12 protein-coding genes are annotated in these 11,979 nt (G+C 69.4%); 6 read left to right on the top strand and 6 right to left on the bottom strand.

Features of this window, described 5'->3' with window-relative positions:
* Window positions 1–50: 50 nt before the first annotated feature.
* From ABIC63_RS08385 to ABIC63_RS08365, 5 genes are all read right to left on the bottom strand, one after another.
* Window positions 51–2,525, bottom strand: coding sequence for a TonB-dependent siderophore receptor (locus tag ABIC63_RS08385; protein WP_354319410.1), 2,475 nt, complete (start codon window positions 2,523–2,525; stop codon window positions 51–53).
* Window positions 2,526–2,638: 113 nt separating this feature from the next.
* Entirely contained in the window at window positions 2,639–3,649 is a 1,011-nt protein-coding gene (locus ABIC63_RS08380; protein WP_354319409.1) for a FecR family protein, read from the bottom strand.
* A complete protein-coding gene (locus tag ABIC63_RS08375) occupies window positions 3,646–4,179 on the bottom strand; it encodes a sigma-70 family RNA polymerase sigma factor (RefSeq protein ID WP_354319408.1) in 534 nt (177 codons plus the stop codon). Before ABIC63_RS08375 ends, ABIC63_RS08380 begins: the two co-directional genes overlap by 4 nt.
* A 93-nt stretch (window positions 4,180–4,272) precedes the next feature.
* Entirely contained in the window at window positions 4,273–4,587 is a 315-nt protein-coding gene (locus tag ABIC63_RS08370; protein WP_354319407.1) for a carboxymuconolactone decarboxylase family protein, read from the bottom strand.
* Between the two features lie 93 nt (window positions 4,588–4,680).
* Entirely contained in the window at window positions 4,681–5,589 is a 909-nt protein-coding gene (locus tag ABIC63_RS08365) for a LysR family transcriptional regulator (protein WP_354319406.1), read from the bottom strand.
* Between the two features lie 102 nt (window positions 5,590–5,691).
* Between ABIC63_RS08365 and ABIC63_RS08360 the strand changes: the two genes are divergently transcribed.
* From ABIC63_RS08360 to aroQ, 6 genes are read left to right on the top strand one after another with little or no spacing between them, the layout of a single operon-like run.
* The gene (locus ABIC63_RS08360; RefSeq protein ID WP_354319405.1) at window positions 5,692–6,651 is read left to right on the top strand and encodes a ketopantoate reductase family protein; all 960 of its coding nucleotides are present in this window, start codon (window positions 5,692–5,694) and stop codon (window positions 6,649–6,651) included.
* Complete coding sequence (locus tag ABIC63_RS08355) at window positions 6,648–7,058, top strand: VOC family protein (protein ID WP_354319404.1); 411 nt, start codon at window positions 6,648–6,650, stop codon at window positions 7,056–7,058. Before ABIC63_RS08360 ends, ABIC63_RS08355 begins: the two co-directional genes overlap by 4 nt.
* A 24-nt stretch (window positions 7,059–7,082) precedes the next feature.
* On the top strand, window positions 7,083–7,562 hold the full coding sequence (locus ABIC63_RS08350) for a MaoC family dehydratase (RefSeq protein ID WP_354319403.1): 480 nt from the start codon (window positions 7,083–7,085) through the stop codon (window positions 7,560–7,562).
* Window positions 7,559–8,815 (top strand): CaiB/BaiF CoA transferase family protein, encoded by a 1,257-nt coding sequence (locus tag ABIC63_RS08345; protein ID WP_354319402.1) that lies wholly within the window; start codon window positions 7,559–7,561, stop codon window positions 8,813–8,815. The genes ABIC63_RS08350 and ABIC63_RS08345 overlap by 4 nt, the downstream gene beginning before the upstream one ends.
* Window positions 8,812–9,633 carry a shikimate dehydrogenase gene (gene aroE, locus ABIC63_RS08340; RefSeq protein ID WP_354319401.1) on the top strand — a complete coding sequence of 274 codons (822 nt, stop codon included), beginning with the start codon at window positions 8,812–8,814 and terminating at the stop codon, window positions 9,631–9,633. Before ABIC63_RS08345 ends, aroE begins: the two co-directional genes overlap by 4 nt.
* Window positions 9,634–9,652: 19 nt before the next feature.
* Window positions 9,653–10,117: a type II 3-dehydroquinate dehydratase gene (aroQ, locus tag ABIC63_RS08335; RefSeq protein ID WP_354319400.1), complete on the top strand. Its 465-nt coding sequence runs from the start codon at window positions 9,653–9,655 to the stop codon at window positions 10,115–10,117.
* Between the two features lie 49 nt (window positions 10,118–10,166).
* Here aroQ and ABIC63_RS08330 read toward each other — a convergent pair whose 3' ends face one another.
* Window positions 10,167–11,942 carry an ABC transporter ATP-binding protein/permease gene (locus ABIC63_RS08330; protein ID WP_354319399.1) on the bottom strand — a complete coding sequence of 592 codons (1,776 nt, stop codon included), beginning with the start codon at window positions 11,940–11,942 and terminating at the stop codon, window positions 10,167–10,169.
* Between the last annotated feature and the right edge of the window lie 37 nt (window positions 11,943–11,979).

The following is an 11,979-nucleotide window of genomic DNA, read 5'->3' as shown; positions in this document are numbered from 1 at the left end:
GCAGCACGAGATACGTTGGAAGACACGGACGCGCGGCGGACCGCGGCCGATCAGAAGCGGGCTTCGACGCCCAGCCGCAGCTGCCGCGGTGCGCCCCAGTAGCTGTTGCCCGTGGTGTTGTAGTAGCGCTTGTCGAAAGCGTTGAACACGTTGAGCGTGGCGCTGAGCTGCGGCGTGAAGGGGTACTTCAGCATCAGGTCCACCACCGCATAGGCAGCCTGCTCGAAGCGCTGGTTGCGCGCCGGCCCCAGGTCGTCGGTGTAGATGCCGCTTTGCCAGCGCACAGCGCCCCCAACGGTCAGGCCGTTGCCCACGCCGGCCATGCGCCAGCTGGTGGCCAGCTTGAAGTTGTTCTGCGCCACGTGGGTCAGCAGGCGCTGGCCATCGCGGTCGCGCGTCATGTTGCGCGAGAAGCCGGCCGACAGCTGCCAGCCCGGGCGCAGCTCGCCGCTGGCTTCCATCTCGAAGCCGCGCGTGCGCGTGCCCGACACGGCGCGGTAGGCCTGGGAGCCGTCCGGCGCGAAGGTGTTGGGAATGGAGACGGCCAGGTTGTCCTGCTTGCTCTCGAAGACGGCCGCGCTCAGGTTGAGCCGGTCGTCGAGCACGCTGCCCTTGATGCCGAACTCGCGGCTGGCGCCCGTCTGCGGATCGATCTGGTCGCCCGTCGGCGTCTTGTAGTTCTGCGGCTTGAAGATGTCGGTGTAGCTGGCGTAGGCCGTCCAGTCGCGGGCGAAGTCCCACGTAACGGCGGCATAGGGCGTGACCACGCCACGCTCGCGCCGGTCGGTGGTGGTGAGGCTTGTGCTGATCCAGCTCTGGCTGCGCTGCTGGCGCCGCCAGTCGGTCACGCGGGCGCCGAGCAGCACGGCCACGCCATCCAGTGGCTTGAAACGCACCGTGCCGTAGGCGCTGTTGAGGCGCTCGTCCGAGTCGTCGGTGCCCACCTGCGGGTTGTAGGGTTCCAGTGGCGAGAGGCCGTTCCACAGGTAGATGTTGGGGATCGACGGATCCCAGCCGGCATGCCGCCAGTTGGTGTAGGCCGGCGCGAAGTAGGCGGTCCGCACGGCCGTCGCGCCGAACACCAGATCGTGCTGGCGCCCCAGCAGGTTGAATCGACCGTTGACCTGAACATCGGCCGCGTCCTGCCGCGGGGTGGCGGCCCAGCGCCCGGCCCACAGGCCCACGCCCGCGCCGGTCAGCCGGTCCGGATTGCCGTTGGACGCATAGCCGATCACCTCGTCGTAGGCGTTGAAGCTGCGCGCCACGGTGGCCTTGAGCGACCAGTCCGGCGAGAAATGATGCTCCACCCCGCCAAAGAGGCTGCTGTATTCGCGGTGCGAGGTTGCCCAGGGCGGCGCGGCCGAGGCCGACACGTCCCACACGGCGCGGCTGCCGTCGCTGAAGTAGGCGGGCAGGCCGCCGCGCGCATGCCCGGTCGCATCGAAGCGCTGCCACGACAGGCCGGCGTGCAGCAGGGTGTCGGGCCCGACATCGGCCTCGAGCACGCCATAGAGCACGTCCTTCTTCTCGTGCAGCCGGTCGATGTACGACGCGTTGTCCTGCTTGGCGGCCACCAGGCGCCCGCGCAGCGTGCCGGCCGCATTGAGCGGGCCCGAGACGTCGAGCTCACCTCGGCGGTGGGACCACGACCCCAGCTCGCCGCGCACGTTGGCCTGGAAGCTGGCGGTGGGCCGCTTGCGCACCAGGTTGATGGCTGCGCCCGGCGAGCCGATGCCATTGAGCAGGCCGCTGGCGCCGCGCAGCACCTCCACGCGGTCGACCAGAGCGGTGTCGAAGGTCTGGAAAATGTCGGTGTAGTTGGAGTCCACCAGCCGCACGCCGTCCACCAGGTAGTTGTCGACCTGGAAGCCGCGGGCATAGATGGGCGAGCTGTCGCTGCCGGCGTTGCCGGCCTGCGCGAGCGTGAGGCCCGGCGTCTGCTGGACCACGTCGGTGAGCTGCGTGAGGCCCTGGTCGTCCAGCCGCTGGCGCGTGATGACGCTGATGGACTGCGGCGTCTCCCGCGGCGCCAGCGGCAGGCGGGTGGCCAGGCTGGTGCTGCGGGCCGTGTAGGCGCCCGTGCCTTCGGTGGTGGCGCCGTCCGCCTCGGCGCTGACCGTGACAGTGGCCAGGGTCGCAGCCGCCGTGGCGGCGGGGTCGCCCGCCGGGTTGGCCGCAGCCGTGGCGGGTGCCAGCACATAGCCGCCGGCGGCGGGCGCCGCACGCAGGCCGGTGCCGCGCAGCAGCAGGGCAAAGCCGTCGTCCACGCCGTGGCTGCCGCGCAGGCCGCCGCTGTGCAGGCCGGCGACGCGTGACGCATCCAGCGACAGGCTCACGCCGGCCTGCTGCGCGAATCGCACGAGCGCCTGATCGAGCGGACCGGCCGGTATGTCGAAGCGCGCAACCGCGCTCGCGGGGGTGGCCTGCGCCCAGCTGGCGGACGGCAGTGCCGTGAGAACAGCGAGAGCCAGAGCGACAGCCACGGCTGTGGGCCGCAAGGCGGCAACGGGGGGAGCGACGGTCATGGTGAGCGGAAGGTCGGGACAGGAAGAAGCGGTGTTCACTTCCCTTGACGGCCCGGCCTGCACATCCGGAACCGGTCCCGCAAAAAATTTCCTCCAGACCGGCGGCCGATGCGTCAGTCGTCCGTATCGACCTGCGCCCACCAGGCCATGACGCGATGCACCCTCAGTTGCGGAAAGCTCGCCTGCAGGAGGGCCAACGCGCGGTCGATGTCGTCCAGCGGCAGCACCGCGCTCACGCGCAGTGCCGACAGCGCCTCTGCGTCATAGCCCAGGCGCCCGGCGCGATGGCGGCCGAGCTCCTCCAGGACCTGTGTCAACGGCATGTCCACCACCGCCCATTCGCGCCGCGTCCATTCGCGCGCGAGCTGGGCGGGCTCAATGCCCGGCAGCCGCTGGACGGCGTCGGGCCGGATGCGCACCTGTTCGCCCGCATGCACCCGCATGGCGGCATCCAGGGGTTGATTCAGTCCCTGGTCGGGCCGCACGGCGGTGACCGACTCGATCATGGCCAGCCGCGTGGCATCGTCTTCGCGGCGCACCACGAAGCGGGTGCCCAGGGCCCGAATTTCTCCGTCGCGGGTGCGGACCTCGAAGGGCCGCGCAGCGTCGGGGGCGACGTCGACCAGCACATCTCCCCGTAGCAGGCGCACCCGACGGCGACCGCGGTCGAAGCTCAGGTCGACAGCGCTGCCACCGGCCAGGGTGAGCAGGCTGCCGTCGGGCAGGCGGTGCGTGCGCCATTCGCCGGGTGCGGTGCGCAGGTCGGCCGCCAGGCTCTGGGGCCACTCGCTGCGCCACAGCGGCATTGCGACCAGCGCGGCCAGCACCAGGCTCATCACGCCGGTGGCGAGCACGCGGCGCCGGCGCGTGCCACGGCCCGCCGCGGCCTCGCCTGCACGCAGCGCCGCGCGCGCGCCGGCCGCATGGCTGTGCCGCAGCGACTGCAGCCCACCCAGCAGACGCTCCATGGGCGCGGCCGCTGCGGCATGACGGGGGTCGGCCGCCTTCCACGCCTCGAAACCGAAGCGGGCGTGCTCGCGCTCGACGGGGTCGGTGGCCGTCAGCGCCACCAGCCAGTCGGCGGCCTGCTCCTCTGCGTTGCCGTCAGCGGGCTGCCTGCTCATGCGGCTTCGCCGGCGGCCACCTGCAACAGCACCTGGGCCAGGTACTTGCGCACCATGCGGTCCGACACACCCAGCTGGGTGGCCACCGCCTCGTGCGTCAGACCGTCCAGGTGATGCAGCAGGAAGGCGGCACGCGCCCGTGGCGCTACGGCATCCAGCACGCGGGCCAGCGTCTGCAGCGTTCGCAGGGCTTCGAGTGCGTCCTCTGGAGAGGGATAGGCCTCGTCCTGCACCGCGAGCGCCTGCACCTCGGCCAGCCAGGCGCGTTCGATGGCGTCGTGTCGCGCTCTGTCCACCAGCAGTCGCTGGGCCGTCGTGCGCAGATATGCGCGGGGCTCGCGCAGAAGAGGCAGCGCCTCACGCGCGCCCAGCAGGCGCATGAAGGTGTCATGTGCCACGTCGGCCGCGTGCTCCGAGCAACCGAGCCGGCGCAGCAACCAACTGCGCAACCAATGGTGGTGGTCCCGGTAGAGCAGGCCGACGTCCTGCGCCGGTGCGGCGGACGCCGCCGCCATGGAAGCCGTGGACATCGCGCCCCTCGCACCCTCGTCGTTTCACATGGTGCTAAATGATAATTGTTTTTATTTGAATGCGCGAAGTGTGGTTCCACCCCACCTGGCGGATCAGGTGGGTTGTCCGTCGTAGGCCGCCAGGGCGGCCGGCAGCGACGCGATGACGACGGCGCCAGCCGCCGGCAGGCCGACCAGCACGGCACTCGCCACTTCCTGGCGGGTGGCACCCAGTGAGCGGGCGGCCAGGACATGGAAGGGAACGCCAGACGTGTTGCCCGTGGCGGCAAGCACCGCGAGATAGCTCAGGGCCTGCGTCTTGCTGTCCAGAGCGCTCGCCGCACCCAGGGCCTGGGCCGCCTGCGCCCAGGCTGCGGCCTGCGCCGGCGCTTCGTTCATGAACAGGGCGAAAGAACTCGAAACGCTCACGGCAACTCCTTTGTGGTCGGGGCCTCGGATCGAGGCGGTGTGATTGTCCGAGGCACACACGGGTACCGGACTGATGCATCGCAGGGATCGGCCCTATCCCACCTTCACGAACAACTCGGCGCAAAGGCCGCGCAGCCAGCGATTGCCGGCATCCTGGTGAAAGCGCGAATGCCAGTGCTGCCGCACCGGGAAGCTGGGGATGGGCACCGGGCAGCGCAGCACGCGCAGCCCGCCCAGCGCCGCCAGCGTCTCGCCGATGTGCCGCGGCAAGGTGGCGATCAGGTCTGTGGTGGACAGGATGGCCGGCAGCCCCAGAAAGCCCGGGATGCTCAGCACGACGCGTCGCTCGATCTGCAGACGCCGCACCGTGGCGTCGAGCAGCGCGGCGCCGGTGCCCTGCACGATGCCCGCGTGCGCCTCGCGACGGTAGTCCTCGATGCCGAAGGACGAGGGGCGGATCCTGGGATGGTCGGGATGGACGAGGCAGACCCAGTCCTGGTCATAAAGAGTCTGCTGGTAGAAGCCCGCGTCCAGCGCCGGAATGAAGCCCAGCGCCAGGTCGGCGGCGCCCGGCTCCAGCTCGGCCGCCATGTCCGCATGGATGGCCGCCGCCTCCAGCGTGATGCCCGGTGCCAGAGCCCGCACATGCGAGAAGAGCCGCGGCAGCAGCGTGATGTGGCTGGCGTCGGTCATGAAGATGCGGAAGCGCCGCTGCATCGTGGCCGCATCGAAGGCCGTCGGCGCCTCGGCGATGGCGCGCAGGCCGGCCAGCACGGTGCGCACGGTGTCGATCATGGCTTCGGTGCGGGGCGTGGGCAGCATGCCCTGGGCCGTGCGCACGAACAGCGGATCGCCCACCTGCTCGCGCAGCCGCGCCAGCCAGATGCTGACGGTGGGCTGCGTCTGGCCCAGCTTCTCGGCGGTGCGCGTCACGCTGCCGGTGGCGTACAGCAGGTCGATCAGCTGCAGCTGCCGGCCGTCCAGCAGGGAAAGGTCGGACATGGTCGGGGCATCATGTGAAATCCACATGCAGTGTATGTGCCCCATGTTCTTCACACGATGAAGTCCGGATCCAAGAATGCAGCCTCATCACAGGAGACGCATTTGAAGATCGCAGTTCTTGGCGCCGGCGCACTCGGCTGCGCCATCGGCGGCACGCTGGCCGAGGCCGGCAACGACGTGGTGCTCATCAACCGCAGCCAGGCGCATGTCGACGCCATTTGGGCGGGCGGACTGCGCATGCGGGGGCCGGACGGCGAGCGCCGCGTCGCGGTGCGTGCCGAGGTGGACTGCAGCGCGCTGGGTCCGGTCGAGCTGCTCATCGTGCTGGTGAAGTCCTTCCACACGCAGCAGGCCATCGCCGGGGCTGCGTCGCTGGTCGGCCCCGACACCGTCGTGCTGTCGCTGCAGAACGGGCTGGGCCATGAGGACATCCTGGCCGAGGCCGTCGGCCGCGAGCGCGTGATCGCCGGCAAGACCTACGTGGGCGGCGTGATGCTCGCGCCCGGCCACATCATCAGCGGCACCGTCGGCAAGGAAACCCTGATCGGCGAGCTGGACGGCAGCGCCAGCCCCCGCGTGCAGCGCATCGCCGACACCTTCGAGGCGGCCGGCCTGCGCACCACGGTCAGCACCCGCATCATGGGCACGATCTGGGACAAGCTGCTGATCAACGTCGCCACCGGCGCGGTGAGCGGCATCACCGGCCTGCCCTATGGCCCGCTTTACGCCATCCCCGAGATCGAGGCGACCGCCGTCGCCGCCGTGCAGGAGGCGATGGACGTCGCTCGCGCCAGCGGCGTGCAGATCTCGTACACCGACCCGAAGGCGCCTTGGACCAAGGCCGCCGCCGGCCTGCCCGACGACTTCAAGACCTCGATGTTGCAGAGTCTGGAGAAGGGCTCCATCACAGAGATCGACTTCATCAACGGCGCCGTCGTGCGCTGGGGCCAGCGCTGTGGCGTGGCCACGCCCGTCAATGCCACGCTGGTGACCTGCATCAAGGGCGTCGAGCAGGCACGCCAGGCACGCCGAGCACCGAACGACCAGGAGACGAAGACATGAGCACCCCCTTCACCCCACCCACCACCGCCTATGTCGAGCATGTGGCCATCCGCGTGCGCGACATCCACTGGCACATCCGCTTTTTCTACGAAGTGCTGGGCATGGACGTGCGCGAGATCGACGGCCCCACCGACGACCCGCGCCAGTACTGGACGCTCGGCGGCATGCAGCTGATGGCCACGCCCGACTTCGAGGCCCCGCCCACCAACGACGCCGGCTGGCTGGCCCACCTGGGCGTGATGGTGGACGACCTGGAAGCCGCCCTGGCCGCCGCCGAGCCCTGGGGCGTGAAGCCGCTGCCGCAGGGCCGCAACTGGCTGCAACTGCCCGACGGCCTGGCCGTCGAGCTGATCCAGGCCGCGCCCGGCAGCGTGGCCCAGGCCCTGGCCGTGAAGCCGCGCGGCTGACCTTTTTCGATCCGGAGACGACCCATGAAACTGACCCCGCCCCCGCAGCACTTCTCCACGCCCGAGAAGTACTGGGACGACGCCCGCGAAGGCGACACCTGCACCAGCCCCGAGTACGAAGTGACCGAGGCACGCATCAATGCCTACGCCGAGCTGGCCGGCGACTACACCCCGGTGCACATCGACGAGGACTACGCCAAGACCACGCCCTTCGGCACCCGCGTGGCCCATGGCCTGTTCGGCCTCTCCATCGCCGACGGCCTGAAGACGCGCAGCGAATACCGCTTCCTCCCGGGCATGTCGCTGGGCTGGACCTGGGACTTCCTGCTGCCCATCAAGATCGACGACCGGCTGCATGTGCGCTTCACCGTCACCGGCCTTCGCGCCTCGAAGAGCCGCCCCGGCTGGGGCATCGTCATCCTGCCCTCGGAGCTGGTCAACCAGCATGGCGAAGTGGTGCAGAAGGGCGAGCACCGCCTGATGATTCCGCGGAGGCCGGCATGAGCGCGGCCGCTGAAAACACCCAGCCGCTGCCGCTGGCCGGCATCCGCGTCATCGACTATTCGCACTTCCTGGCCGGCCCCTACGTGGGCCGCTGCCTGGCGGGCCTGGGCGCCGAGGTCATCAAGGTGGAGCGCCCGGGCAGCGGCGACGCTGGCCGGCACCATGCCTGGTTCGTGGGCGAGGACGACGCCTACTCCGGCTACTTCCTGCAGCTCAACATGGGCAAGCAGGGCCTGTCGGTCAACACCAAGGACCCGCGCGGCAAGGCGCTGATGCACAAGCTGGTGGACGGCGCCGACGTGTTCATCGAGAACTATCGCCCCGGCGCCCTCGACAAGCTGGGCCTGGGCTATGCCGAGCTGAGCGCGCGCAATCCCGGGCTGGTGTACTGCTCCATCTCGGCCTACGGCCATACCGGGCCCGACGCGCACCGTGCCGGCTTCGGGCTGATCGCCGAGGCCAAGAGCGGCATCATGCAGATGGTGGGCACGCCGGGCGAGGCGCCGCCACTGCTGCGCATCTCGCTGGGCGACATGTACACCGGCATCCACGCGGTGGCCGCCATCAATGCCGCCCTGCTGGGCCGCACCCGCACGGGCCGGGGCCAGCACATCGACATGGCGCTGTACGACACGCTGGTCTCCATGCATGAGTACGCGGTGCAGTGCTACACGCTGTCGGGTGGCCAGGTGCTGCCCGAGCAAACCGGTCATGACATGCCGACCTCCACGCTCTACGGCGTGTTCCGCGCCGCCGATGGCGACCTGGTGATCGCCGCGCAGGTGGACGATGCCTGGAAGCGCTTCGCCGCGCTGGTGGAAGCCCACGGCGGCCCGGCCGGCTTCGGTGCGGATATCCGCTTCCACACCTCCACCAGCCGCAACGCGAACCGGCTGGAGATCCTGGCCGTGGTCAAGCCCTGGGTGGCCTCACGCCAGGTGGCCGACGTGCTGGCGCTGCTCGACGGCATCGACGTGCCCTGTGCCAAGGTGCAGCGCATCGACGAGGTGCTGGCCGATCCGCAGATCCAGGCCCGCGGCATGGTGGTGGAGCAGGAGCATCCGGTGCTCGGCAAGATCCGCCTGCCCAACCTGCCTTTCAAGTTCTCGGACTGCGACACCACCATCCGCCAGGTCGCGCCCGACCTGGGCCAGCACAACGCCGAGATCGCCGCGGCACTCGGCTACAGCACCGACGAGATCGCCCGGATGCAGGCCGACGGCGTGCTCTATACCAAGGAGATGAAGCAATGAGCGATAGCTACGCCGTCATCGGCAACCCCATCGGCCACACCAAGTCGCCGCTGATCCATGGCATGTTCGCCGCGGCCTCCGGCCAGGACCTGGTCTACACCGCCATCGAAGGTCGCCTCGGCCAGTTCGCCGAGGATGCCCAGGCCTTCCGCGCGGCGGGCGGCCGCGGCATGAACGTGACGGCGCCCTTCAAGCTCGACGCCTTTGCCTTCGCCACCGAGCGTTCACCGCGCGCCAGCCTGGCGGGCGCGGTCAACGCGCTGAAGTTCGAGGGCGAGCGCGTGCTGGCAGAGAACTTCGATGGCGTGGGCCTGACCCGCGACGTGGTCGAGAACCTGGGCTGCGCGATGCGCGGCAAGCGCGTGCTGATCCTGGGTGCGGGCGGTGCCACGCGCGGCGCGCTGCTGCCCTTCCTGGAGCAGGAGCCGGCCGAACTGGTCATCGCCAACCGCACGGTCGAGAAGGCCGCCGACCTCGCCGCCGAACTGCGCAGCCGCGGTCCGGTTCGCGGTTGCGGCTACCAGGACCTGGACGGCCAGCGCTTCGACCTCGTCTTCAACGCCACCTCGGCCAGCCTGCGCGGCGAGCTGCCGCCGGTGCCGGCCACCGTGTTCACCGCCGATGGGCTCGCCTACGAGCTGGCCTACGGCAAGGGCCTGACGCCCTTCCTGCGCATGGCGCAGCAGACGGGCGTCAAGCGGCTGGCCGACGGCGTGGGCATGCTGGTCGAGCAGGCCGCCGAGGCCTTCGACTGGTGGCGCGGCGTGCGGCCCGACACGGCCGCGGTCATCGCCAAGCTGACCGTGCCGCTGGCGTGAAAGCGCAGGAGACACCGCGATGAAGTTCCTCATGCTGCACGGCATCAACCACAACATGTTCGGCAAGCGCGACCCGAAGCAGTACGGCACGACGACGCTGGCGCAGATCGACGGCGAGCTGCAGACGCTGGCGGGCGAACTGGGCGTGGAGGTCGAGTCCTTCCAGACCAACTTCGAAGGCGCAATGTGCGAGCGCATCCACCAGGCGTATTTCGATGCGGTCGACGGCGTGATGCTCAATGCCGGCGCCTGGACGCATTACAGCTATGGCATCCGCGACGCGCTGGCCATCCTGACCTGCCCCGTCGTCGAGTTGCACATGTCCAACATCCATGCGCGCGAGGCGTTCCGGCATCATTCGGTGTTCGCAGACATCGTGCAGGGACAGATCGCCGGGTTCGGGGTGGACAGTTACCGCCTGGCGCTACGCACCGCCGTGTCTCATGCGCAGGCCCGCGGCGCAGTCGGCAGCACGCTGAAGTAGCGCAGACCCGAGAGACGCGTCGCGGCCTGGCGGCGACGCAGCCGTTGACTCAGGCCGCCTCGAGGCCGAAGGCCTGCGCGTCATGCATGCGCCACTCGCCGCCGCCTACCAGTTCGAGCACCTGGGTGTGATAGCGCAGCACGGCATGCCGGTGCGCGATGCTGATCATGGTTGCACCGGTGTCGCGCAGGCGCTGGTAGAGCGCTGCCTCGGTGGCGGCGTCCAGCGCGCTGGTGGCTTCGTCCAGGATGACCACCCGCGGCCGGCGAGCCAGAACGCGCGCAAAAGCCATGCGCTGCTGCTCGCCCATGGACAACAGCTTCTCCCAGTCGTGCACCGCATCCAGGCCGCCAACGCGCTCGGCCAGTCCGCCCAGATGCACCGCATCGAGGATGTCGAGCAACTGCGCATCGCTGTGCTTCGATGCGTCGGCCGGGTAGAGGATCTGGCTGCGCAGCGTTCCCAATTGCATATAGGGGCGCTGAGGCAGAAAGAAGACCTGCTCGGGCGGCAGAGTTCGCACGGTGCCGCTGCCATTGCGCCACAGGCCGGCCAAGGCGCGCAGCAAGGAACTCTTTCCGCAGCCACTCGGGCCCGCGATCATCAGCCCGTCGCCAGGGCCGAGTCGCAGCGACAGATCGCGGATCAGCAGACGGTTGAACTGCGGCGTGTAGAGCGTCACCTTCTCCACGCACAGTTCGTCGTCCCCGCATTCGCTCTGGATCTGACCGGCAGGCGCGTTGGCCACGGCCAGCGCCGAAGGCGCACGCGTGCTGCCCGGCATGACGACCCCGGCCAGCGTATGAAGCCGATCGATGCCGGCCACGAAGCGGCTCAGGCCTTCGAAGTTGTCCACGATCAGGCTCACCGCGCCCAGGACGGCCGCGAATGCCCCGCCGGCCTGCACGGCACGTCCCACCTCCAGATTGCCCGCCAGCACCTCGCCGGCCAGGATGATGCTCGGCACCACCAAGGTGAGCTGGCTGAAGGCCCGTTGGAACAGGTTGAGCGAGCGCTGCTTCTTGATGAGCCGGCCGTAGTTGGCAAAGGCCGCCTGAAAGCGGTTGTCCAGCTCCGCCCGCTCCTGGGCTTCGCCGCGATAGAAGGCGATGGACTCGGCGTTCTCGCGAAAGCGCATCAGACCGAAGCGGAAGTCGGCCTCACGGCGCAGCTGCCAGAAGTTGAGCCGGATCAGCGGCGCCCCGAAGACGTACAACGCCACCACCGTGCCCACGGTGGCGTAGATCGCCAGAAAGAGCACCAGCATCTTCGAGATGGACCACAGCACGGCACTGAAGGCCACCAGCTGCATCAGCGACCCCAGGAAGATCAGCGCGTAGTTGATCGAACGGCCGGTGAAGGTGTTGATGTCCTCGCTGATGCGCTGGTCGGGGTTGTCCAGGTCTTCGCGGCTGCCCAGCTCGTAGTAGCGGCGCTGTTGCAGGTAGCCGTCGAGAAACCTGTGGGTGAGCCAGCGGCGCCAGTGGTTGCCCAAGTAGTCGCGCATGTAGTAATAGCCGGCATACATGGGCGCGGCGAAGGCCAGCACGACCAGGCTCCATCGAACGGCGCTCCAGAAGCGATCGGCATCCCGCGCAGCCAGGGCCGAGGTCATCTCGCCGGTGCGAGAGATCAGCATCACCGCCAGTTGGGTCTCGCAAAGCATCACGACCAGCAGCACGCCCAGCAGGCTCCAGGCCTTGACCCGCTGGTCGCCGACCCAGTAGGGACGGGCCACTTCCATGAACTGCCGCCACGCCGCCATCGAGAGCGTGGGGGCGCGGCTGCGCTGCCGCTTGTGGCCGCTGTCTCGCGGCGCGGGCAAAAGATCGACGGAGGATGTGGGAGGCGCGATGGCGGAC

The sequence above is a fragment of the Pseudacidovorax sp. 1753 genome (genome assembly GCF_040544975.1).
Classification (GTDB): Bacteria; Pseudomonadota; Gammaproteobacteria; order Burkholderiales; family Burkholderiaceae_C; genus Xenophilus.
This window is presented reverse-complemented; position numbering and strand designations above follow the sequence as displayed.